Origin of the sequence: Microbacterium sp. C7(2022), from assembly GCF_028823665.1 — a bacterium.
Lineage (GTDB): Bacteria > Actinomycetota > Actinomycetes > Actinomycetales > Microbacteriaceae > Microbacterium.
Genome location: NZ_JAPEHV010000002.1, coordinates 270,525 through 292,129, shown reverse-complemented (window position 1 = coordinate 292,129; position 21,605 = coordinate 270,525). Strand labels below are relative to the sequence as shown.

Below are 21,605 nucleotides of genomic sequence, written 5' to 3'. Positions count from 1 at the left end.
GCTGTGCTCCTTTGTTGTGTGTTCGGTGTTCTGTTGTGCGGTTTCTGTCAGTACGAGAAGGGCCAGGCCTTGAAGTAGTTGCGCACGCGGATCCAGATGCCGTACAGCCCGCGAGGCTCGAGGGTGATGAACAAGATGATGAGCACGCCGAAGACGATCGTCTGCAGCTGGAAGACGTTGAGCACTCCACCGCCCGAGACGGTGAGCCACGGAATGATCGCGGTGAGTTCTTCGAGAAGCCGGGGGACGAGAACGACGAAGCACGCGCCGATGATGGTGCCCGAGATCGTCGCGATGCCCCCGATGACGATCACCGCGAGAAAGTCGATCGACAGGAAGAGGTTCCACTGTTCGGGTGCGATGCGACCGATGAGCATCGAGAACAGTGCTCCGGCAAGACCTGCGTAGGCGGACGACAGTGTGAAGGCGAGCGTCTTCGTCCGTAGCAGGTTGACACCCATGATTTCGGCCGCGATGTCGCGGTCGCGTACGGCAGCGAACGCCCGCCCGTACCGACCGCGCATCAGGTTGCGCGCGGCGACGCCGAGAGCGAGCAAGAGGACGAGGCACAGCAGGTAGAGGGTGACCGGGGGAGGCAAGAGTACGGGCCCGATCGCATACGTCGCGCTGAGGTCGACGCCGAACAGGGTGCGCTGGGCGACGCCGCGGCCCACACCCTGCCCGCCGGTGATCGGGATCATGATCTTGAACAAGTGCTCGCCGAGAATCAGCAGGCCGAGCGTCAGCACGGCCAGATAAAGGCCGCGCACACGCGTCGCGAGCGGCGCGACCACCGCGCCGATGAGTCCGGGGATGATGGCCGCCGCAGGGAGGACGATGGCCAGATCCAGCTGCAAGCCCCACGTGGTGCTGCCCGGCGTGCCGCCGAGCACAGCGGCGGTGTAGGCGCCCAGACCGAGGAAGAAGGCGTGGCCAAGGGAAACCTGGCCGGCGTAGCCGGTCAGTAGGTTGAGCCCGATTCCCCCGATGGCGTAGATGACGGCCAGCGTCAACAGGTAGATCAGGTCGGCAGCGATCAGGAACGGTGCGGCAATGGCGATGATGACCACGACGGCTGTCCAGAAGCGCTTGGCCGGTGTGTTCAGCAACGCTTGGTCGGCCGCGTAGCTGGTGTACAGCGTGGGGCGTCCCCGACGCACACGGGCCGATACCTTCCCACGCGAATGCTCGAAGTCCAGATGGGTCGATGCTCCGGTGAGGCGGTGGGACGCCTCGGCGAGCGTGTCGTTGCGGGTCATACCCGTTGCACCTCCTTCGTGCCGTAGATGCCATAGGGCCGCACGAGCAGAACGATGATCATGATGAGGTAGGGCACGACATTGTCGAAGTTGGTTCCTAGCCACGGCGCGAAGATCGGTTGATATGTCTTCGTCAGCGCCATCGCAACACCCACGATGAGCCCGCCGACGACCGCTCCCTTGAGCGAATCGATGCCGCCGAGGATGATCGCAGGCAACGCCACCAGCGCGAAGAGTGCGTCGGTGGCTTGCACGACCGATCCGTTTGCGGCGAGCAACGCCCCGGCGAGGGCGGCGAGGCTGCCGCCGATCGCCCACGAGATCGAAAACATGCGCCCGACCGAAATGCCTTGCGCGAGCGCGGTCTCCTGGTCAAGGGAAGTCGCGCGCATCGCGAGTCCGATCCGCGACCGGGTGAGCCACCACCCCAGAAGGGCGATGACGACGAGCGAGATGACAAATCGGGCGATGGCGTTCTCATAGATCTGGATGCCGCCCGAGCACCCCGTGACACCGAAGGATTCGGTGACCTCGCCGCCGACGCATATCGACCGCAACTGCCACGGGTCACCGACGGTTCGTGGCTGGGAATCGAACAATCGGAACGCGATCACCAGGAGCAGGATGAAAAGGCCGACGGTCACGATCGCCGTCGAGAAAGCGGGCCGACCGACCATGGGACGGATGGCGACTCTTTCAATGCCCGCGGACAGCACAGCGATGACCAGCATCGCGATCGGTACCGCGGCGAAGAAAGGGAGGCCCGCCTGCGTCGCCAGCACGCTGGTGGCGAAGGTCCCCAGGATGAGCAGCGCCGGCTGCGCGAAGTTGAGCACCCCGGTTGAACGGTAGATGATGACGAAGCTGACGGCGATGAGCGCATAGACGGCGCCCTGCCCGAGACCGGTCGCGAGCGCGGCAAGCAGGGTGTTCATCCGTTTCTCCCGAGGTCGCCGCCAGGGAACGCGTTCGAACCTGCGTACATGTCGTCGATGAGATGCGGCACGGTCTTCGCGAACGCCTGACGCTTGAGCTTCTGTGTCGCGGTGAGCTCACCGTCTTCGTGGTCGAGCTCTTTCGTGAGCATGCGGAACTTTCTTACGGCTTCAACGCGCGCGAGCTTGGTGTTCGCCTCGCGGATCACGCCCGCGATCAGCTCGATCACCTCGGGCTTGCTCGAGAGGTCTCGGTACGTCGTGAACTCCAGGCGTCTGCGCGAAGCCCAGTCGGCGACGGTGTCGTACTCGATTCCGATCAATGCGGCCAGATACGGGCGCCGATCGCCGATGACGACGGCCTCTTTGACGAAGGGGGATGCCTTGATCGCGTTCTCGATTTCGCTGGGCGCGATGTTCTTCCCACCCGCGGTGATGATGATGTCCTTGATCCGATCCACGATCCGCAGATGCGTCCCGTCCACCCACTCACCGACGTCGCCGGTTCGCAGCCAGCCTTCCGCATCGAGAGTGTCGGCCGTGGCATCCGGTCGCCCCCAATAACCGGCGAATGTTCCCGGATGCCGCGTGAGCACCTCGCCGGTGTGCTCGTCCAGCCGCACCTCGGTGAGGGGCTGCGGCTCGCCGACCGTGCCGATTCGCATGCGGCCGGCAAAGTTGGACGTCGCCACCGCGGAGTTCTCTGTCATGCCATACGCCTCGAAGAGAGGGATCCCGAGGCCCAGGAAGAACCGCAGCACGTCGGGTGCGATCGGGGCTGCCCCAGAGATGGCGTGGCGCACGCGCAGCAGCCCGAGGCGCTTGCGTAGCGGGCGGTACACGGGCCAGTATCCGATCGCGTAACGGACGCGTGCGCGCCATGTGAATGCGCCGCCGTTCGCGATGCGGTCCGCCGCGATGGTTTGGCTCCAGCGCGCCCCGAGCGAGTACACCGCGCGCTTGAGTCTGCTCGCGTTGGCCATGCGAATGGCGACGGCGGCTTGGATCTTCTCCCAGATGCGCGGTACGGCGAACAGGACAGTGGGCTGCACCTCGGCAAGGTCGGTGGTGACGGTGTCGATCGACTCGGCGAAGTGGACCACCGTGTGCGAGCGCAGATTCGCCCACACCGAGATGCCCCGCTCGACCACGTGCGAGAGGGGAAGGTAGGACAGGAGTGCATCGTCCGGTCCGATTTGTCGCCCCAGCAGTCCGCCGTCGAGGGTGAAGACTTGCGCCGCGAACGAGATGTTGCGTGCCGTCAGCATCGCTCCCTTGGGCGGACCGGTGGTGCCCGAGGTGTAAATGAGAGTGGCGATGTCATCGGGAGTACGGCGCGAGTCCTCGTCGTCGAGCAGGCTCGGGTGGTCGCTGCGGTGGGCATCGCCTCGATCAATGAGGGCATCGATCGAGAGAAGTTTGGGGTGATCGTAATCGGCAAGCCCCCGCGCATCCAGGTAAACGATCCATTCGAGTGCGGGGCACTCCGGCTCGGCTTCGAGCGCTTTGTCGACCTGCTCCTGATCCTCGGCGACCAACACGCGTGCGCCGCTGTCCTGCAGGAGGTACGTCACTTCGGCCACGGGGTTGGTCGGGTACAGGCCGACAATCACGGCGCGCAATGCGGACGATGCCACGTCGGTGAAGAGCCACTCCGGCCGGTTCTCGGACTGGATCGCCACACGATCGCCCGCGCATACTCCGAGGGCCGCCAGACCGAAGGCGATGCGCTCCGCGGCGTCGCGATAGTTTGCCCACGTGATGTCTTGCCATACCCCGGCCCTCTTGACGCGCAATGCCGTGTGGTCACTCCGCTCGGCGGCGACCTGGCGGAGGAGACGTGGCAGGTAGGTCACCTCGAGCTCGGTGGCGGGCAGGACGTCGTTGGTGCTCATCAGTGCTCTCCCGGTGTTGGCGGAGTGGCAGGTTCGCGACTGCCTTCGCTCAGGATGTCTGCCACATCGGCCGACGCTCCGCCGAGGTAGGCAGCGATGACCGCGGGATCCGTCTGCACCTCTTCGGGGGTGCCCAGTGCGATCCGCTTTCCGAAATCGATCACCATCACGCGGTCGGCGAGGTCCATGACCAGTCGCATGTCATGCTCGACCATGATCATGGACGTCCCCAATTCGCTTCGAATGTCGAGGATGAAGCGGGCCATGTCTTCGGTTTCTTCGGAGTTCATGCCCGCCACGGGTTCGTCCAAGAGCAGGAGCTTCGGCTCCATGGCGAGTGCCCGACCGAGTTCGACGCGCTTGCGGATGCCGTAGGGGAGAATTCCCACCGGAAGCCCACGAACGCCCGCCAAGTCGAGGAAGTCGATCAGGTCCTCGACACGTCGGCGTGCGGCGAGCTCTTGGGCGCGTGCGCGTCCGAGCCAGAGCATGCCCTCCAACCATCCGTACGTGGCTGCCTGGTGTCGTCCCAGCATGAGGTTGTCGAGCACCGAGAGATTGTCGAAGAGTTCGACGTTCTGAAAACTTCGGGCGACTCCGCGCCCGGCGATGACATCTGGCGCGTGGCCCAACAGACTTTCGCCGGCGAGAGAAATCGAACCTGACTGCGGCTTGTACACGCCCGAGATGCAGTTGAACGTCGAGGTTTTCCCTGCACCGTTGGGGCCGATGATGGCGAACAGTTCTCCCTGCTGCACGTCGAACGACACCCCATCGAGCGTGGTGGCACCGCCGAACCGCAGGGTGAGGTCGGCAACCTCCAGCAACGTCATGACAACCACCTCTTTCGGCGCTTGTAATGCTTGACGTCGCGCAGGCTCCCCGCGGACGCACCTGTGCCGAGGTAGAACTCACGGATGTCATCGTCATCGCGCAGCGCCTGGGCCGGGGCATCCATCACGATCTTTCCGTTCTCCATGACGTAGCCGTGGTCGGCGATCGAGAGTGCCATGGCCGCGTTCTGCTCGACGAGCAACACCCCGGTGCCGGAGTCACGGATCTCGACGATGAGATCTCGGATTTGCTCCACAATCTGTGGCGCGAGGCCGAGGCTCGGCTCATCCAGCAGGATGTACGCGGGCTCTGCCATAAGCGCGCGTCCGATGGCGAGCATCTGCTGTTCGCCACCGGAGAGGTAGCCTGCCCGCTGCGCTCGGCGTTCGCCGAGGATGGGGAACATGCCATAAATGCGGTCGAGCTTGGCCGCGATATCGGTGCGGCTGCGCGTGTACGCGCCCACTCGCAGGTTTTCTTCCACAGTGAATTCCACGAAGACGCGCCGGCCCTCCATCACTTGGCTGACCCCGGCCTTGACCACGTCCGGTGCGCGCCGGGTGTCCAGGGGGACATCGTCGATAGAAACGTGTCCGCGGGCGATGCGGCCCCGATGGACATCCAGCAAACCCGTCATTGCGCGAAGCAGCGAAGTCTTCCCGGCGCCGTTCGCCCCGAGCAGCGCCACGATTCCGTCACGCTGCACGCGGAGGCTCGCTCCGGTGACCACGAGCATCACATCCTCGTAGACAACTTCGATGTTGTGCACTGCCAGCGTCATGGCTTCCTCTCGGTCACGGCGCCGTGGTTGTGATGAACCTAACAACTCCGTGCGCATACCGCCCGGTCGGTTACCGAGTTGTGATGAAACCGAGGGCCAAGCCAGATGGAATCGCGTTTCACGCGCCTCTGAGCGCTGGCATAGTGCTCCGATAGCATCAAATGATGCGCATGTCACTCGTCACGCGAATCGGCACCTGGGTCGTCGCATTCCTCATCGGCGGGGTCTATGGTGTCGCCGGAACCATTGCGCACACCTTCACCCTGGGGTGGTTCCCCCTCGGCCTTGTGCTCGGAATCATCGGGTGCGCTGCCTTCCTGATCGCGGTCCGCTTGCTGACCCTCGATCGCTGGGCGGCGCTGGGGACGGGGCTGGGGATGATGCTGTCAACCCTGATGTTCTCCGGCACCGGGCCGGGAGGGTCGGTGGTCGTGCCGCAGACAGACGCGGGCGTGGTCTGGACGATCGCGGTGCCGATCCTCGTGGCGCTCGTCGTGGCGTGGCCGGACCGCTTGCCGGCGAGGAATGCCCAGTAGACTGATGCCGTGACGTACGTGATCGCCCTTCCTTGTGTGGATGTCAAAGACCGTGCCTGCATCGATGAATGTCCCGTGGACTGTATCTATGAGGGCGATCGATCGCTGTACATTCATCCGGACGAGTGCGTCGACTGTGGTGCATGCGAGCCTGTGTGTCCCGTCGAGGCGATCTACTACGAAGACGACCTCCCCGACGAGTGGCAGGACTACTACAAGGCCAACGTCGAGTTCTTCGACGACGTGGGATCGCCCGGTGGTGCGGCCAAGGTCGGAGTGATCCACAAAGATCACCCGATTATCGAGGCCCTCCCACCGCAAGAAGAGGCGTGATCTCCTTCGTCCCTGCGGGGCACTGACATGGCGGTCTCGGACCTCGCGGACTATCCGTGGGATGCGGTCGCCCCGTACGCAGAGCGTGCACGCGCCCACCCCGGCGGAATCGTCGACCTTTCTATCGGCTCGCCCGTGGATGCGACGCCGGACGTCGTTTCTCGAGCGCTGATGGGCGCCACTGATGCGCACTCGTATCCGCAGACGATGGGAACACCCTCGCTGCGGGAGGCGATAGCGTCGTGGTACGACCGCCGCCGGGCGGTGACGGGACTCACCCCCCAGCATGTATTGCCGACGGTGGGCTCGAAGGAACTCGTCGCCCTGCTGCCGTTGCTCCTCGGGGTCGGTCCGGGCGATGTTGTCGTCCACCCCCGGGCGGCATACCCGACGTATGAGGTCGGAGCCCGGCTCGTGGGTGCCACGCCTTTCGCCTCGGATGACCCGGCCGAGTGGCCCGACAACACCCGCGTGGTGTGGATTAATTCGCCCGGAAACCCGGATGGCCGGGTGCTGGACATCGACCAGCTTCGTGGGGCCATCGCGCGTGCGCGTGAGGTGGGCGCCGTCCTCGCGTCGGACGAGTGCTACGCAGAACTCGGGTGGGATGCGCCGTGGGACGCCGCCGCTATTCCGAGTGCCCTCGACCCGCGGGCGACCGGGGGAGACCTGACGAACGTTCTGTCGGTCTACTCGCTGAGCAAGCAGTCGAACCTCGCCGGTTATCGAGCCGCCTTCCTCGCCGGCGATCCGGATCTGATCGCTCGGCTTCTGACGGCTCGCAAACACCTCGGCCTCATGCTGCCTGCGCCGGTGCAGGCGGCGATGGTCGCGGCGCTGGCAGACGACGGTCACGTCTCGGCGCAGAAGGAGCGGTACCGCTCACGCCGAGATCTTCTTCTCCCCGCAGTGGAGGCCGCGGGCTTCCGCATCGACGAGAGTCGGGCGGGGCTTTACCTGTGGGCCACAGAAGGGCGCGATGCATGGGAGAGCGTTGCGCGACTGGCCGAGCACGGAATCCTGGTCGGACCGGGCCACTTCTACGGTGCACACTTCCCGCAGCACATCCGGCTGTCGCTGACCGCCTCCGATGAGCGCATTGCCGCGGCTGCTGAGCGTCTGCGTTCCCTCGCGCACTGAGGAATCCTCCACACGAATCGGCCAGGCTTTGGTCGTGTGCGCAGTAGGCCTGAGCGACCAGTAGGCTGTAATAACGCGGCGGCGCGGAATCTCGCCCCGCGCCGGAGTACCGCTCTCGCCATACCGGTTCGTAGCGGCATCCGACCGACACCCCCGTCCGATCAGAAATCGCGAGGAGGCGCCGTGAGCGAAGCGGGCACCCAGCAGGACAAAGCCACCCTTACCATCGGGGACAAAACTGCGGAATTCCCGCTGTTGCGCGGCACGGACGGTGCGCCCAGCGTCGACCTGTCCACCTTTACTCGCCAGACCGGTTACACCGCCCTGGACTACGGATTCGTGAACACGGCGGCGACGCGCTCCGAGATCACCTACATCGACGGGGATCAGGGAATCCTGCGCTACCGCGGCTACCCGATCGAGCAGCTCGCGACGAACAGCACCTACCTCGAGGTCGCATGGCTGCTTATCTATGGTGAGTTGCCGACGGCCGACGAGCTTGCAGAGTTCGATGAGCGCATCCGGCGCCACACGCTCCTGCACGAAGACCTGAAGCGATTCTTCTCCGCCTTGCCGCACACGGCACACCCGATGTCGGTGCTTTCCTCGGCTGTTTCGGCGCTCTCGACCTACTACGAGAGCGAAACCGACCCGAACAATCCTGAGTTTGTGGAGCTCAACACCATCCGCATGCTGGCCAAGCTCCCCGTGATCGCGGCCTACGCGCACAAGAAGAGCGTCGGTCAGGCCTTCCTGTACCCGGACAACAGCCTGGGTTTCGTCGACAACTTCCTCAAGCTGAACTTCGGTGTGCTCTCCGAGCCGTACGAGGTCGACCCGGTGATGTCGCGGGCGCTCGAGCGACTGCTGATTCTCCACGAGGACCACGAGCAGAACGCGTCCACTTCGACGGTTCGCCTGGTCGGTTCCACCGGTGCAAACCAGTTCTCCTCGATCTCGGCAGGCATCAACGCGCTGTACGGGCCGCTTCACGGCGGCGCCAACGAGGCGGTGCTCGAGATGCTCGGACGAATCCGCGACTCAGGTGAGAGCGTGCAGCGCTTCGTCGAGCGGGTGAAGAACAAGGAAGACGGGGTGAAGCTGATGGGCTTCGGCCACCGCGTCTACAAGAACTACGATCCGCGCGCCAAGCTCGTGAAGGAATCGGCGGATGAGGTGCTGCAAGCTCTCGGCGTGAGCGACCCGCTGCTCGATCTCGCGAAGGAGCTCGAAGAGATCGCCCTCAACGACGACTACTTCAAGGAGCGTCGCCTGTACCCGAACGTCGACTTCTACACCGGCGTCATCTACAAGGCGATGGGCTTCCCGACGCGCATGTTCACGGTACTTTTCGCGATCGGCCGCCTGCCCGGCTGGCTCGCTCAGTGGCGCGAAGCCTCGCGTGACCCGCAGACGAAGATCGGGCGCCCGCAGCAGCTGTATGTGGGTGCCGGTGAGCGCACCTACCCGGGTGTCGGCTGAACCTGCCTTCACGAAGAAGCCCGAGCGATGTTTCGCTCGGGCTTCTTCGTTGTCAGTGGTCAATCTATGCGTGCAGCGCCGCGTTGAGGGTCACGCCGACACCGGCTCGGGCAACGGCTTCGACCGCGCCGGTGATCGAGTTGCGGCGGAACAGGATGCCGTTGCGCCCCGACAGTTCGGCTCCCTTCGCCGTCGGCTTCGTGCCGTCGGCTCCCGGTGCCTGGTCGGCCAGCACGATCTTTGAGCCTGCGGTGACGTAGAGCCCGGCTTCGACTACGCAGTCATCACCCAGCGAGATGCCGACGCCAGCGTTGGCGCCGAGAAGGGTGCGGGCGCCGATCGCCACCTTGTGGCTACCGCCGCCCGAGAGGGTGCCCATGATGGACGCGCCCCCGCCGATGTCGCTGCCGTCACCGACGACCACACCCTGCGAGATCCGCCCCTCCACCATGCTCTGGCCGAGCGTTCCGGCGTTGAAGTTGACGAAGCCTTCGTGCATGACGGTGGTGCCCGGCGACAGGTACGCGCCTAGCCGCACGCGAGACGCGTCGGCGATGCGCACGCCGGCCGGAGTGACGTAGTCGAGCAGTCGGGGAAACTTATCGAGTCCTTGTACCTGAATTCCCGCGCGCAGAAGATGCGCACGCTGGGATGTCGCGGTGTCAGGATGCACGGGGCCCGCATTGGTCCACGCCACATTCGGCAGGTGGCCGAAGATGCCCTCGAGATTCAGCTCATTCGGTCGAACGATACGGTGCGAGAGCGCATGTAGCCGGAGGTAGGCATCGGGCGTCGAGGCGGGTGCGGCATCCAGGTCGACCTCGACGGTCACGACCTGCACGGTGACAGCACGGCGTTCGTCGCGTCCTTCGAGGGTCGTGAGTTCGTCGGATGCCGCGGGCGCGGCATCCGGGATCCGCCCGAGCGCGGGGGTCGGGTACCACGTGTCCAGTACTGTGCCGTCGTCAGCCGTTGTCGCGAGGCCCGTGCCCCACACCCATCGTTCAGTCATAACTCAACGGTAGCGCGCACGACGAAGGTGCCTGTCACCGGTCGGTGGGGCGGGGCGGACAAAGACAGGGCTGGATAGACTCGACGGGTGCCGACGCTCGACCTGACTGCTTCCAGCCCCGACATCACGCGCGCGATCTGCGACATTCCTAGCGTCTCCGACGATGAGAAGGCTCTCGCTGACGCGATCTACGATGTCGTCTGCACGCAAGAGCACCTCGATGTGTACCGCGATGGTGACACCATCGTTGCGCGGACGAACCTCGGGCGCGCTCAGCGCGTCGCAATCGCCGGCCACATCGACACGGTCCCGATCAATGCCAACCTCCCCACGCGCGACATCGACATCGACGGCGAACCGCACATCTGGGGACGAGGAACCGTCGACATGAAGTCCGGGCTCGCCGTGCAACTGAAGTTGGCCGTCGAGCTCACTGACCCGAGGGTCGACATCACATGGATGTGGTACGACCACGAGGAAGTGGATGCCGACCTCAACGGCCTCACTCGTCTGGCTCGCACGCGGCCGGACCTCTTCGCTGCAGATTTCGCAATCCTCGGCGAGCCGTCCCTTGCCGGTGTAGAAGGTGGCTGCAACGGAAATCTGCGCGCGGTCGTACGGAGCACGGGGGTCCGCGCGCACAGTGCACGTTCGTGGATCGGGGAGAACGCAATTCACGGCGCGTCGGCCATCTTGGCGAGGCTGGCGGAGTACCGCGCGGCCGAGGTCACCGTTGACGGGCTGGATTACCGAGAGGGGCTCAACGCGGTGCGCATCACCGGCGGCATCGCCGGCAACGTGATTCCGGACCTCTGCGAAGTCGAGGTGAACTATCGGTTCGCGCCGAGCCGTTCCGGCGCCGAAGCGGAAGCACACGTGCGCACCGTGTTCGAAGGATTCGACGTCGAGGTGACCGATCTGGCGGAGGGCGCACGGCCAGGGTTGGACGCACCGCTTGCGCAAGACTTCGTCGCCGCAGTCGGCGCTGAGCCTCGGCCGAAGTATGGCTGGACGGATGTCGCGCGATTCAGCGCGCTCGGCGTGCCTGCGGTGAACTACGGTCCGGGCGACCCCCATCTCGCGCATCACGACGAAGAGCGCGTTCCGGTCGCGCAGATCGACGCGGTGGAGCGCGGGTTACGCGCATGGCTGACGGGGCGCTGAGGCCCGACAGCCGCCTGCACTGGTGGCACGCGATGCCCATCGTGGCGCGCATCGCCGTCATCTACTTCAGTGCGCGTGTTGTGACGACGGCCTTCCTGCTCGGAGCATCCGCACTGTCTGGACCGGGCTCGCGTTTCGGCGTGTCGCCGTCCCTCGGAGACCTGATCCTTGGGTGGGATTCCCGTTGGTACTGGATCGTTGCCGAGGTCGGCTACCCGTCAGACCTACCGACGACCGATTCGGGTGCGGTAGGGGAGAACCAGTGGGCGTTCATGCCTCTGTATCCGTGGCTCGCGCGGATCGTTGCGCTTCCGTTCGGCCAATGGTCCATCGGGGCGTTTCTGGTGTCGATCGTCGCCGGCTTCGCAGCTTCGGTGGTGCTGTATCGGCTCTTGAGGGAGAAGCTCGACGAGAGTACGTCGATGTGGGCGGTGACCTTCTTCGCGTGCGGTCCACTCGCGGCTCTGTTCCAGGTCGGCTACGCAGAGTCGTTGTTCCTGCTGTGGCTGTTTCTCGCGCTGTGGTGTGTTCTTGGCCGTCGCTACGGCTGGCTGTACCTTCTCATTCCGCTGATGGGATACACGCGACCAGGAGTGTTGGCGTTCGCGCTTTTTCTTGGTCTCTACGGAATCTGGCGGTGGTTTCAGCGTCGGCGGGAGGCTCTGGCGGCTTCAGAAGTGGTGCACATCGTTGCGCTCGGGCTACTGGCGGTGGTGGTGGGCTTCTCGTGGCAGGTCATCGCGGCCTGGGGCACGGGGGACGGAGGTGCGTATCTGGCGACGGAACTCGCGTGGCGTCGCAACTGGATCCCGGGCGATGCGGTGTTTGCTCCCTTCGACGGGTTTCTCGCGGCAACCCAGTTCTGGTTTGCGACGATGTGGGGCCTTCCCGTCGAAGTCGGCTACGTACTCCTGGGCGCGGGCGTGGCCGTTATCGCGGCGGCGTTGCTCTGGGCGCCGCCGGTGCGTCGACTCGGGGTGGAGATGCGACTGTGGAGCGCGAGCTACGTCGTGTACCTGCTCCTGGTCTTCTTCCCGCAGTCGAGCATCTTCCGACTCCTGATCCCGCTGTCACCGTTGTGGGGGGCGGTCGCGGTACCGCGCTCACGCCTCTGGCGGATCAGTGTTCTGATCGCATGCCTCGTAGGGCAGTGGTGGTGGATATACAACATGTACGCCCTCGGCAATACCGTGTGGCAGATTCCCTGAAACCGATCCCACCTGTCTCTCAGGACGGTCTGGGGGAGTTCACAGGCACGGTAAACTACCACATAGATCACCGACGAAAGGGAGCCAGCATGGCAGCCATGAAGCCGAGAACCGGAGACGGGCCAATGGAGGCCGTGAAGGAAGGGCGCCTCATCATCGTGCGTGTACCGCTCGAGGGCGGCGGACGCCTGGTCGTCTCGGTTAACGACGCCGAAGCCAAAGAGCTCTACGACGTGTTGGGTGGCGTCGTCGCCCCCGCCTGACGCACCTGAAACGAAGAAGAACGGCCGGTCATCAGACCGGCCGTTCTTCTTCGTCTTGGCCCCGCTGGTCGCATTCAGTCGGAGGCGACCGTCGTCAACTGCAGAAGCCCTTCGCCCACGATCGAGAGCGAACCGATCACGGCGGGCGACGATTGCGTCTCGTGGATGAGAGACCGATACGCCGTGGTGATGTCGTCGCGCTTCACCGGATCCGCGACGTTACCCCCGGCCAGTACCCGTGGAATGAGCACGGTGCCGCCAGCGCGAACGAGACGCAACCCGTGTTCGACGTACTCGATGACTCCCTCGGGGTCGGCGTCGACCAACACGATGTCGTATGACGCTTCGTTCATGCGGGGGAGAACCTCAGATGCACGACCGGTGATGAATCGGGCCCGAGCGGGTGCGATCTTGGCTTCTGAGAAAGACTGTCGCGCCACTCCGAGATGCTCAGGCTCTTTATCGATGGTCGTGAGCGTGGCCTTGGGTGCACCACGCATCAGCCACAGACCGGACACGCCCGCCCCCGTGCCGATCTCGACGATGTGAAGCGCACGCGACGCCGCTGCGATGACCGCGCACTGTGCACCGACCGCCGCGCTGATCGGCGCGGCGCCGATCTCGAGGGCGTGCGCGCGTGCACGCCCGATGTGATCGGGTTCGATCGTGACTTCGTTTGCAAATCTGTGGTTGGCGCTTTGCTCGCCCATGGGTTCCTCCGCCGTTAGCCTACGCGCCCGTGGTCGGCTCAGCCGTCCGCCACGGCGTAACCTATTCGTATGTTCTCCGGCATCACGATCGAGAAGCTGCTGCTCATCGGCGTCATCGCAGCGCTCCTTGTAGGTCCGGAGCGGCTGCCCGGCTATGCCGAGGCTCTCGCACGCTTCGCGCGTCGGGCTCGAGAATGGATGACGACCGCTCGAACCCGCGTGAAAGAGGAGATGGGCGACGACTTCGACGATGTCGATTGGCGGACGCTGGATCCCCGCCAATACGACCCGCGTCGGATCATCCGAGAGGCGCTCCTCGACGACGCTCCGGTGAACCCCACGAAACCCGTGCGCGTCCCCGCGGCGACGATGGCGGCTCAGGGTGCGGCACATGCGCCTAAGCCGCCGACAAAATCCCCGTTCAAAGCAGGCGACGATGCTCCGCCGCCGTATGACGCCGAGGCAACCTGAGTCAGCGCACGTTCACCGAAAGGGGGCGTCCGGCAAGTCCGCGTGGTGCGCGGGAGAGGCGTTCCGCGATCGCATCGATCGCCTGAGCGGCGGGGTCCTCCGGATGCGCCACTACGGTGGGCACGCCTGCGTCGGCATCCTGCCGCAGCAGCGGGCTGAGCGGAACGCTCGCCAGCACGGGGACCGAGTGGTCCTCTGCGGACAACGCATCCGCGACCTTCGTTCCGCCGCCAGTGCCGAATATCTCGAGCGTCGTGCCGTCGGGCAACGTCATGGCGGCCATGTTCTCGACGACACCCGCAATGCGCTGCCCGGTTTGACGAGCCAATAGACCACTGCGCACGGCGACGTCCGCGGCAGCGGACTGCGGGGTGGTCACGACAAGCACCTCTGCGTGAGGGAGGATCTGGCCGACCGAAATCGCAATGTCGCCGGTCCCGGGCGGCATGTCGATCAGCAGGATGTCGAGATCACCGAAGAACACATCAGTGAGGAACTGCTGCACGGTGCGGTGCAACATCGGCCCGCGCCACGCGACGGCGCCGAGGGGGTTCGTGTCTTCTCCCCGTCGCAGGAACATCCCGATCGAAATCACTTTCACACCGTGCGCGACCGGGGGCAACATGAGCTCATCGATGCGCGTGGGCACGGGTGCAGCACCTGTGTCGTCGGTGAGGCCGAGGAGCGCGGGGATCGAAAAGCCGTGCACGTCCGCGTCGATGAGGCCCACGGCCAGTCCACGTGCCGCGAGAGAGACGGCGAGGTTCGCGGTCATCGTCGACTTACCGACTCCGCCCTTGCCGCTCGTGACGGCGATGACTCGAGTGAGTGAATCGGGCGTGAAAGGCATCTCGCGTGCTGCACGCCCGCCGCGAAGCTTTTCGGTGAGCGCGTTGCGTTCTGCGGGTGTCATGACACCGACGTCGAGTTCGACACTTTCGATCCCGGTGACAGAGACCGCAGCGCTGCGTACGTCGGCACTGATTCGCTCAGCGGCCGGGCAGCCCACGATCGTCAAAGCGATCTTCACGAGGGCTCGATCGTCGACGACCCGCACGTCTCGCACCATGTCGAGGTCACCCAAGGGCTGACGCAACTCGGGGTCCATCACCGCTGCGACTGCGCGGCGGACCTCGTCCGCGGTGGCAACGGTCATCGCTCTGCCTCCTCGCTCTCGGTGCGCTCCTGGAGCGACTGGAGGAAGGATGCCAGTTCGGTGCGCAGTTCGTCGCGGGTGAGGAGTTCGGATGACAGATCGGCGACCGTCATGCGGAGAGCAACAACCTCGCGGGCGAGGTACTCGGTGTCGGCGAGGTTGCGCTCGGCGCGCTGCCGGTCCTGTTCGATCTGCACGCGGTCCCGGTCATCCTGACGGTTCTGCGCGAGCAGGATCAGCGGCGCCGCATAGGAGGCTTGCAACGACAGCATCAGCGTGAGCGCGGTGAATCCGTTCGCTGCGGAGTCGAACCGGAGATCGGCTGGCATCAGGGTGTTCCATGCGATCCACGCGACGCAGAACAGGCTGAGGATCAGAAGGAACACCGGCGTGCCCATGGCTCGCGCGATCCACTCGGTGAAACGTCCGAATCGGTCGCGCGAGGGCTGTGCCGGTGGGCGCTGCAACACGCCCGACCGGCCACGCGGCGCGTCGAGTGAAGGCACGCGGTTCGAACGGGCCATCAGCGCCTCCTCGGGATGCTCGCGGTCGTGGTCGGAACGGGCGCAGGAATGTCGGGTCCGTCATGCGAGCGCCAGTCGTCGGGCAGAAGGTAGTCGAGCACGTCATCGATACTCACCGCGCCGACCAGGCGGTGCGCGGCATCGACGACGGGCACCGCAACCAGGTTGTAGCTCGCGAGCAGGCGCGCGACCTCCGCTGCAGAGGCAAGGGCCGACACCGGATCGACCGTGTCGTCGATGATCGCGCCGAGCCTCTCATGCGGCGGATAGCGCAGCATCCGCTGAAAGTGCACCGTGCCGAGGAGCCTGCCCGTCGGCGTCTCATAGGGCGGCAGCGTTACGTACACTGCTGCTGCGAGCGCGGGGTGCAACTCGTGCCGTCGGATGAGGGCCAGTGCTTCGGCGACGGTCGCGTCTGCCGAGAGCACGATGGGTTCGCTCGTCATGAGACCGCCGGCCGTGTCGGGCCCGTACTTCAGCAGGGCGCGAACGTCTTCAGCCTCTTCGGGCTCCATCAGATCGAGAAGCTCTTCCAAGCGCTCCTCGGGCAGCTGTGCCAGGACATCGGCTGCATCGTCAGGCTCCATGGCATCGAGGATGTCGGCGGCTCGTTCGTCGCCGAGGGCCTCGAGGATGTGCACCTGGTCGTCCTCGGGCATCTCTTCAAGAGCGTCAGCGAGACGGTCGTCCGGGAGTTCTTCAGCCACTTCGATCAGGCGCTCTTCGGGAAGGTCGAGGAGAGTGTTCGCGAGGTCGGCCGGCTTGAGCTCGGAGTAGGTGGCGACCAGCTGTTCGGCGGACTGTGCTTCGCCCGGCGTGTTCTGCTCGTGCACGTCCGCCCATCCGGCGAAGGTGGTGGGGCCTTTCGCGAAGGGCGATGCACTGGTCTTCGGACGACGCAGGAAAAGCTGGCCGACGTCCCACTCTCCGAGGCGATTGCGTTCGATGGCGACGTCCTCGATGACGGCGTGCCCGCTTCCGTCGGAGAAGTAGACCTTGCGCCCCAGTAATTCAGCCATCACGCGTACTTCGCCGCCGCGCTGTTCGAATCGGCGCACGTTGATGAGGCCGGTGGTGATCACCTGACCGGTATCGATCGATGTCACACGGCCGATAGAGACGAACACGTGTCGTCGCCCGGGGATCTCGATCACGAGCCCGATAACGCGAGGCGGGTCGTCCTTGCGATAGATCACCACGACGTCCCGGACCTTGCCGAGTCGGTCGCCGGCGGGGTCGAAGACGGCGCAGCCCGACAGGCGCGCGACGAATACCCTCTGCGTGCTCACGAATCCAGCGTAGTCGTGCCCTCGTGGGAGGATGGGGAGATGAGCATGATCGGCGGACGCTTTCCCCAAGGTTCCGACGACGTCGGACAGACCCTCGCCAGCTTTTCCACTTACGAGCGCGCGCAGAAGCTCGTGCAAACGCTGATCGCTGCGGAGGTGCCCGCACGCGACATTGCGATCGTCGGGCTCGGTCTTCGGTCTGTCGAGCGCATCACCGGTCGCCTAGGCTATGCCACGGCCGCACGCTCGGGAGCGATCAACGGGCTTCTGCTCGGCCTGCTGTTCTCCGCCATCTTGGTTCTCGGTACGACAACAGTGCCGATCCAGGCTTTCGTCGGAGTGCTGTTTGTCGGCGTAGCTATCGGGATGCTGCTCAGCCTCATCACGTTCGCGTTCGTCCGTCGGCGGCGCTCCTACGCATCGGTGATGCAGGTCATCGCTGATCACTATGAGGTAACCGTCGCAGCGTCCAGCTTTCACAAGGCACGACAGGCAATGGCGTCACCCGCCCCATCGTCGAGCGGAGCCACAAAGTCAGCGGCAGACGCGGCCACCGTCGATGTGGGTTCCGAGCCCGAGAACAGACGCACTTCGCGCCCGGAGGAACCGCCCCGCTACGGGGAGCGCATCACGGCTCCGACAGGGGAGCAGGTCTCTGAACCCGAGCGGTCCGACCCGGCCGCACCGGGCGGCGAGTCTGAACCACGACGTTCTGACCCGTGATGATCGAGGAACTCGAAGCGGAGGTCGTGGTCCGGCTCCCAAAAGGCGACGTCACGGTCTCGGCGTGGCACGCCATCCCCGCAGGTTCGCAGGATGTGATCGTGTGCGCCCATGGGGCGGGCGCCGGGGTCCGGCATCCATTCTTCGACGGACTGATCGACGGGTTTCACCATCACGGAATCGCGACCGTGCGATTCACTTTCCCCTATCTGCAGGCCGGTCGACGTATGCCTGGTCCGGCCGCGCACGCGATCGCAACCTGGGCCGCGATCGACGCTCACACCCGAGCACTCACTGTCCAAGCCGGAACGAAAGAGTGCCGCCTGTGGGCCGCGGGCAAGTCGTACGGCGGCCGCATGGCATCGATGGCGGCAGCCCAAGGAGAGATCGACCCGACGGGATTGGTGTATCTGGGCTATCCGCTGCATCCGCCGGGCAACCCCGAGAAGCCGCGCGTGGAGCACTTGCCCGACGTTGTACAGCCGCAGCTGTTCATCTCTGGTACGCGAGATCCGTTCGTAGATCCACATGAACAACTCGAAACGGCGATTGCGGGCTGTCGGGACGCCGAGATCGAATGGGTCGATGGCGGGGGCCACTCGTTCGAGGTCGCCGGCCTCCGGAGATCGCCCGAGGAGGTCGGGCGCGCCTTGGCCGAACGCGTGAGCGCCTGGGTGCGGCGGAGATCTCAGCGGCCCGCGGCGTAGCCCTGCATGCCGCGGGGGTTCGCGGCCGCCCAGAGGGTTCCGCGTGCGCGGTCGATACCGACGGCCGACAGACGGCCGAGCCGCCAATCGCCCGCCGTAGTGACAACGTGGCCGCGGCGGCGCAATCCTTCGATCACTGCGCTTCCCAGTCGGTCCTCGACGATGACCCCGCTTGCGTCCCAGGATCGGGGCCAGAAGGATTCCACCATCGCGATCGTGTGGAGAGTCGGTGCATCGATCGCCTCCTGGGCGCTCCACCCACCGACGAGCATGCGCAAGAGCATCGGCAGCTGCCACTGATCTTGCTGATCGCCGCCTGGTGTTCCCAGCGCTATGGTGGCGTAGCCGTCGCGAAGCACGAGGGTGGGGGTGAGCGTCGTTCGGGGCCGTGCGCCAGGTCTCAGGGCAGACGGCGCCTGTGGATCGAGCCACGTCATCTGCAGCCGCGTGCCCAGGCAGAAGCCGAGCTCGGGGATCGTCGGGGAGGACTGGAGCCAGCCCCCCGACGGAGTGACAGCGACAATGTTGCCCCAGCGATCAACGACGTCGATGTGGCAGGTGTCGCCGCGTGTGTCGCCCGTGCGCGAGACCGTGGGCTCGCCGGTGCCCGCGCCGGTGCTGGGTGGGCGTGCGATGAGCGGCGGCGTGAAACCTCGCTGTCCGTCGAGAATGCCGGGCCGCCACTCCTGCGAGGCGGTCGCCTCGAGCTGCGTCCGCCGCTGAGCGATGAACTCGTCGGTGAGCACGCGCGCGGCATCCATACCCTCACCGAAGTGTGCATCACGGTCAGCCAGAACGAGCTTGAGGGTCTCGATGATGGTGTGCGCACCGACCTCGGTGCTGGGGTCGAGGTGTTCGTCGGGCAGCGGATCGAGAATGCGGAGTGCTTCGAGTAGCGCGGGGCCCTGGCACCAGGCGCCGCCCTTCGCAACGACGTGGCCTCGGAAGGACGCCGTGACAGCTGGCTCGTAAGATGCGCGGAATTGCGCGAAGTCGGCGGCGGTGATGACCGCGGCGTGGTCGGTACCGCTGGAGTGACGGTGAGGGCGCGACAAGAAGCGTTCGGTGGCGCGCGCGACCAGGCCGGTCGCCCACTCTTCGCGCGCCGCATCGATACGCGCTTCGCGACTGTCGCTTGCGCTGCCGACGTCCACGAGCATGCTGAGCACATTCGCGTAGGCCGGATTGCGATACAGATCGCCGCCTGAAGGGACGGCGCCCGACGGCATCCACAGATCGGCCGAAGACGGCCAGTGTTCACGGAAGAGATCAGCTACCTGGCTGATCGTCGCCACTGTAGTGGGGAGGAGAGGGATGCCCTCACGCGCGTACGTGATCGCCGGGGCGAGAACATCGCCGAGTTCCATCGTGCCGTGATCACGCACGAGCATGAGCCAGGCATCTACCGCGCCGGGAACCGCCGCGGCGAGGCCGCCCGCTCCGGGGACCATGTCGAGCCCCTCGTTCACGAAGTGGTCGATTGTTGCACCGGCAGGTGCGGGCCCCTGCCCCATGAGCACGCGCGGTTCGCAGGGGGCATCGGCCGTGGCGAAAATCCCGACAAGGTCTCCGCCGGGTCCGTTCAGATGCGGCTCGGCGAGGTGCAGAACGAACGCGCCGGCAGCAGCGGCGTCGAATGCATTCCCCCCGCGTTCCAGCGTCCCCTGTGCAACAGCAGTGGCGAGCCAGTGCGTGGACGCCGCCATACCGAACGTGCCGGTCAGCTGGGGGCGAGTGGTGAACGGCGGGGGAGCGGCGAACGACACAGGCGTGCTACTTGCCGCGCGCCATCCAGGCCTCGATCTCGTCTGCCGTGCGTGGAATGTCAGCCGAGAGATTGACCGGCCCGTCGATCCCCATCAGGACGTCGTCTTCGATGCGCACCCCGATGCCGCGGTACTCCGCGGGCACGGTGGTGTCGTCGATCTGGAAGTACAGTCCGGGCTCGATGGTGAACACCATGCCCGGCTCGAGGAGTCCGTCGTAGTACAGGTCGCGCCGCGCCTGCGCGCAGTCGTGCACGTCGATGCCGAGATGGTGGCTGGTGCCGTGCACCATGTAGCGACGGTGGTGACCGCCCGCATCGGCGGACAATGCCTCCTCTGGTGTGACAGGAAGCAGGCCCCACTCGGCGACCCGCTCCGCGATCACGCGCATGGCAGCGTCGTGCACGGAGCGGAAAGTTACGCCCGGGCGCGCTGCGGCGAATGCCGCGTCCGCGGCTTCGCGCACGGCCTCGTACACCTTGCGCTGCACCGGGTTGAACGTGCCGTTGACCGGGAACGTGCGAGTGATGTCGGCGGTGTATAGGCTGTCGACTTCGACTCCCGCGTCGATCAGAATGAGATCGCCCGGTACGACGGCGCCGTCATTGCGCGTCCAGTGCAGGTAGCAGGCGTGCGGGCCGGATGCCGCAATGGTGTCATAGCCGACCGCGTTGCCGTCGCTGCGCGCACGACGATGGAAGATGCCCTCCACTTCGCGCTCCCCCCGAGAATGGGCGATGATCTCGTCGAAGTGCGCGACGATGTCGTCGAATCCGCGCGCCGTCACATCAACCGCGTGTCGCAGTTGCGCAATCTCGTACTCGTCCTTGACGAGACGCAGCTCTGAGACGACCCGGGTGAGGTCGGCGTCTTCGTCGAGCACGAGGTCATCATCGAAATGCTCGAGCGCGTCGATGTGCGCGGTGGAGATCCCCAGATCGGATGCCACACCCGCCAACGCGGGGCGGGGACCGATCCAGAACTCGCCGATCGTGGCATCCGAATAAAACTCGGCCGTCGTGCGGTCGGCGCGCTCACGGAAGTAGAGCGTCACATCATGACCGGCCTGCTCACGCGGCTCGAAGACGAGAACCGCACCGGGCTCGGCATCGGCGGCCCAGCCTGTCAGGTGCGCAAACGCCGAGTGGGCGCGGAAGGGATAGTCGGTGTCGTTGCTGCGTTGCTTCAACTCTCCGGCGGGGATGACCAGCCGCTTGCCAGGAAACGCCGCCGAAACCGCATCCCGCCGGGCGGCGGCGTACGGTGCCTGCTCTCGAGCAGGCGGGACGACTTCGGGTCGATCGGACCAACCGGTCGAAATGGTGTCGAGGAAGCCCTGGCCGTAGGGCTGCCGTCGGTTGGTGCTCGTGGACGCCGGTGCGGGGGTCTCGGTCGTGCTGTCGCCTGCCGTGCTCAT

22 protein-coding genes are annotated in these 21,605 nt (G+C 65.5%); 10 read left to right on the top strand and 12 right to left on the bottom strand.

The window, feature by feature from the left end; all coding sequences use genetic code 11:
• Nucleotides 1-47 precede the first annotated feature (47 nt).
• The 5 genes from ON062_RS03490 to ON062_RS03470 are packed head-to-tail and all read right to left on the bottom strand — an operon-like array spanning nt 48 to nt 5,704.
• Nucleotides 48-1,259: a branched-chain amino acid ABC transporter permease gene (locus tag ON062_RS03490; RefSeq protein WP_274645731.1), complete on the bottom strand. Its 1,212-nt coding sequence runs from the start codon at nt 1,257-1,259 to the stop codon at nt 48-50.
• Nucleotides 1,256-2,194 (bottom strand): branched-chain amino acid ABC transporter permease, encoded by a 939-nt coding sequence (locus tag ON062_RS03485; RefSeq protein WP_274645730.1) that lies wholly within the window; start codon nt 2,192-2,194, stop codon nt 1,256-1,258. The genes ON062_RS03490 and ON062_RS03485 overlap by 4 nt, the downstream gene beginning before the upstream one ends.
• Nucleotides 2,191-4,089: a long-chain fatty acid--CoA ligase gene (locus tag ON062_RS03480; protein WP_274645729.1), complete on the bottom strand. Its 1,899-nt coding sequence runs from the start codon at nt 4,087-4,089 to the stop codon at nt 2,191-2,193. Before ON062_RS03480 ends, ON062_RS03485 begins: the two co-directional genes overlap by 4 nt.
• A complete protein-coding gene (locus ON062_RS03475) occupies nt 4,089-4,922 on the bottom strand; it encodes an ABC transporter ATP-binding protein (RefSeq protein WP_274645728.1) in 834 nt (277 codons plus the stop codon). Before ON062_RS03475 ends, ON062_RS03480 begins: the two co-directional genes overlap by 1 nt.
• Nucleotides 4,919-5,704 (bottom strand): ABC transporter ATP-binding protein, encoded by a 786-nt coding sequence (locus ON062_RS03470; protein ID WP_274645727.1) that lies wholly within the window; start codon nt 5,702-5,704, stop codon nt 4,919-4,921. The genes ON062_RS03475 and ON062_RS03470 overlap by 4 nt, the downstream gene beginning before the upstream one ends.
• 164 nt (nt 5,705-5,868) lie before the next feature.
• On the opposite strand from ON062_RS03470, the gene ON062_RS03465 reads away from it, so the two are divergent.
• From ON062_RS03465 to ON062_RS03450, 4 genes are all read left to right on the top strand, one after another.
• Nucleotides 5,869-6,240, top strand: a complete 372-nt coding sequence (locus tag ON062_RS03465; protein ID WP_274645726.1) for a histidinol dehydrogenase — start codon at nt 5,869-5,871, stop codon at nt 6,238-6,240.
• 9 nt (nt 6,241-6,249) lie between these two features.
• A complete protein-coding gene (gene fdxA / locus ON062_RS03460) occupies nt 6,250-6,573 on the top strand; it encodes a ferredoxin (protein ID WP_274645725.1) in 324 nt (107 codons plus the stop codon).
• A gap of 27 nt (nt 6,574-6,600) precedes the next feature.
• Nucleotides 6,601-7,713 (top strand): succinyldiaminopimelate transaminase, encoded by a 1,113-nt coding sequence (dapC, locus tag ON062_RS03455; RefSeq protein ID WP_274645724.1) that lies wholly within the window; start codon nt 6,601-6,603, stop codon nt 7,711-7,713.
• Between the two features lie 183 nt (nt 7,714-7,896).
• Nucleotides 7,897-9,195, top strand: a complete 1,299-nt coding sequence (locus ON062_RS03450) for a citrate synthase (protein WP_274645723.1) — start codon at nt 7,897-7,899, stop codon at nt 9,193-9,195.
• Nucleotides 9,196-9,259: 64 nt separating this feature from the next.
• Here the strand turns inward: ON062_RS03450 and dapD are convergent, their stop codons facing one another.
• Entirely contained in the window at nt 9,260-10,207 is a 948-nt protein-coding gene (gene dapD, locus ON062_RS03445; RefSeq protein WP_274645722.1) for a 2,3,4,5-tetrahydropyridine-2,6-dicarboxylate N-succinyltransferase, read from the bottom strand.
• Between the two features lie 87 nt (nt 10,208-10,294).
• Here dapD and dapE point away from each other — a divergent pair, with 87 nt between their 5' ends.
• The 3 genes from dapE to ON062_RS03430 all read left to right on the top strand — a co-directional run bounded on the left by dapE (nt 10,295) and on the right by ON062_RS03430 (nt 12,842).
• On the top strand, nt 10,295-11,371 hold the full coding sequence (gene dapE, locus ON062_RS03440) for a succinyl-diaminopimelate desuccinylase (RefSeq protein WP_274645721.1): 1,077 nt from the start codon (nt 10,295-10,297) through the stop codon (nt 11,369-11,371).
• Nucleotides 11,353-12,579: a glycosyltransferase family 39 protein gene (locus ON062_RS03435; RefSeq protein ID WP_274645720.1), complete on the top strand. Its 1,227-nt coding sequence runs from the start codon at nt 11,353-11,355 to the stop codon at nt 12,577-12,579. The genes dapE and ON062_RS03435 overlap by 19 nt, the downstream gene beginning before the upstream one ends.
• 89 nt (nt 12,580-12,668) lie before the next feature.
• Nucleotides 12,669-12,842 (top strand): DUF3117 domain-containing protein, encoded by a 174-nt coding sequence (locus tag ON062_RS03430; RefSeq protein WP_127095811.1) that lies wholly within the window; start codon nt 12,669-12,671, stop codon nt 12,840-12,842.
• A gap of 74 nt (nt 12,843-12,916) precedes the next feature.
• Here ON062_RS03430 and ON062_RS03425 read toward each other — a convergent pair whose 3' ends face one another.
• Nucleotides 12,917-13,552, bottom strand: coding sequence for an O-methyltransferase (locus ON062_RS03425; RefSeq protein WP_274645719.1), 636 nt, complete (start codon nt 13,550-13,552; stop codon nt 12,917-12,919).
• Between the two features lie 69 nt (nt 13,553-13,621).
• Here ON062_RS03425 and ON062_RS03420 point away from each other — a divergent pair, with 69 nt between their 5' ends.
• Nucleotides 13,622-14,023: a Sec-independent protein translocase TatB gene (locus ON062_RS03420; protein ID WP_274645718.1), complete on the top strand. Its 402-nt coding sequence runs from the start codon at nt 13,622-13,624 to the stop codon at nt 14,021-14,023.
• Between the two features lies 1 nt (nt 14,024).
• On the opposite strand, the gene ON062_RS03415 is transcribed toward ON062_RS03420, so the two are convergent.
• Genes ON062_RS03415 through ON062_RS03405 form a run of 3 tightly spaced genes read right to left on the bottom strand, consistent with a single transcriptional unit; the run spans nt 14,025 to nt 16,992 of the window.
• Nucleotides 14,025-15,179, bottom strand: coding sequence for an Mrp/NBP35 family ATP-binding protein (locus tag ON062_RS03415; RefSeq protein WP_274645717.1), 1,155 nt, complete (start codon nt 15,177-15,179; stop codon nt 14,025-14,027).
• On the bottom strand, nt 15,176-15,703 hold the full coding sequence (locus tag ON062_RS03410) for a DUF1003 domain-containing protein (RefSeq protein ID WP_274645716.1): 528 nt from the start codon (nt 15,701-15,703) through the stop codon (nt 15,176-15,178). Before ON062_RS03410 ends, ON062_RS03415 begins: the two co-directional genes overlap by 4 nt.
• Nucleotides 15,703-16,992 (bottom strand): CBS domain-containing protein, encoded by a 1,290-nt coding sequence (locus ON062_RS03405; RefSeq protein ID WP_274645715.1) that lies wholly within the window; start codon nt 16,990-16,992, stop codon nt 15,703-15,705. The genes ON062_RS03410 and ON062_RS03405 overlap by 1 nt, the downstream gene beginning before the upstream one ends.
• 39 nt (nt 16,993-17,031) lie before the next feature.
• Here ON062_RS03405 and ON062_RS03400 point away from each other — a divergent pair, with 39 nt between their 5' ends.
• Together ON062_RS03400 and ON062_RS03395 are read left to right on the top strand one after the other, a co-directional pair.
• A complete protein-coding gene (locus ON062_RS03400) occupies nt 17,032-17,715 on the top strand; it encodes a general stress protein (protein ID WP_274645714.1) in 684 nt (227 codons plus the stop codon).
• Nucleotides 17,715-18,422: an alpha/beta family hydrolase gene (locus ON062_RS03395; protein ID WP_274645881.1), complete on the top strand. Its 708-nt coding sequence runs from the start codon at nt 17,715-17,717 to the stop codon at nt 18,420-18,422. Before ON062_RS03400 ends, ON062_RS03395 begins: the two co-directional genes overlap by 1 nt.
• On the opposite strand, the gene ON062_RS03390 is transcribed toward ON062_RS03395, so the two are convergent.
• Both ON062_RS03390 and ON062_RS03385 read right to left on the bottom strand, forming a co-directional pair.
• Complete coding sequence (locus ON062_RS03390) at nt 18,404-20,128, bottom strand: gamma-glutamyltransferase family protein (RefSeq protein ID WP_274645880.1); 1,725 nt, start codon at nt 20,126-20,128, stop codon at nt 18,404-18,406. The genes ON062_RS03395 and ON062_RS03390 overlap by 19 nt on opposite strands.
• Nucleotides 20,129-20,195: 67 nt before the next feature.
• Nucleotides 20,196-21,605, bottom strand: coding sequence for an aminopeptidase P family protein (locus ON062_RS03385; RefSeq protein ID WP_274645713.1), 1,410 nt, complete (start codon nt 21,603-21,605; stop codon nt 20,196-20,198).

Bases quoted from the DNA above. Each gene is read 5' to 3' on its own strand.
- ON062_RS03475 (WP_274645728.1), bottom strand. From the start codon at position 4,922: ATGACGTTGCTGGAGGTTGCCGACCTCACCCTGCGGTTCGGCGGTGCC.
- ON062_RS03490 (WP_274645731.1), bottom strand. From the start codon at position 1,259: ATGACCCGCAACGACACGCTCGCCGAGGCGTCCCACCGCCTCACCGGA.
- ON062_RS03410 (WP_274645716.1), bottom strand. From the start codon at position 15,703: ATGGCCCGTTCGAACCGCGTGCCTTCACTCGACGCGCCGCGTGGCCGG.
- dapD (WP_274645722.1), bottom strand. From the start codon at position 10,207: ATGACTGAACGATGGGTGTGGGGCACGGGCCTCGCGACAACGGCTGAC.
- ON062_RS03390 (WP_274645880.1), bottom strand. From the start codon at position 20,128: ATGGCGGCGTCCACGCACTGGCTCGCCACTGCTGTTGCACAGGGGACG.
- ON062_RS03385 (WP_274645713.1), bottom strand. From the start codon at position 21,605: ATGAGCACGGCAGGCGACAGCACGACCGAGACCCCCGCACCGGCGTCC.
- ON062_RS03435 (WP_274645720.1), top strand. From the start codon at position 11,353: ATGGCTGACGGGGCGCTGAGGCCCGACAGCCGCCTGCACTGGTGGCAC.
- ON062_RS03465 (WP_274645726.1), top strand. From the start codon at position 5,869: ATGCGCATGTCACTCGTCACGCGAATCGGCACCTGGGTCGTCGCATTC.
- ON062_RS03430 (WP_127095811.1), top strand. From the start codon at position 12,669: ATGGCAGCCATGAAGCCGAGAACCGGAGACGGGCCAATGGAGGCCGTG.
- ON062_RS03485 (WP_274645730.1), bottom strand. From the start codon at position 2,194: ATGAACACCCTGCTTGCCGCGCTCGCGACCGGTCTCGGGCAGGGCGCC.
- ON062_RS03400 (WP_274645714.1), top strand. From the start codon at position 17,032: ATGAGCATGATCGGCGGACGCTTTCCCCAAGGTTCCGACGACGTCGGA.
- ON062_RS03395 (WP_274645881.1), top strand. From the start codon at position 17,715: ATGATCGAGGAACTCGAAGCGGAGGTCGTGGTCCGGCTCCCAAAAGGC.
- ON062_RS03480 (WP_274645729.1), bottom strand. From the start codon at position 4,089: ATGAGCACCAACGACGTCCTGCCCGCCACCGAGCTCGAGGTGACCTAC.
- ON062_RS03470 (WP_274645727.1), bottom strand. From the start codon at position 5,704: ATGACGCTGGCAGTGCACAACATCGAAGTTGTCTACGAGGATGTGATG.
- ON062_RS03425 (WP_274645719.1), bottom strand. From the start codon at position 13,552: ATGGGCGAGCAAAGCGCCAACCACAGATTTGCAAACGAAGTCACGATC.
- ON062_RS03420 (WP_274645718.1), top strand. From the start codon at position 13,622: ATGTTCTCCGGCATCACGATCGAGAAGCTGCTGCTCATCGGCGTCATC.
- dapC (WP_274645724.1), top strand. From the start codon at position 6,601: ATGGCGGTCTCGGACCTCGCGGACTATCCGTGGGATGCGGTCGCCCCG.
- ON062_RS03415 (WP_274645717.1), bottom strand. From the start codon at position 15,179: ATGACCGTTGCCACCGCGGACGAGGTCCGCCGCGCAGTCGCAGCGGTG.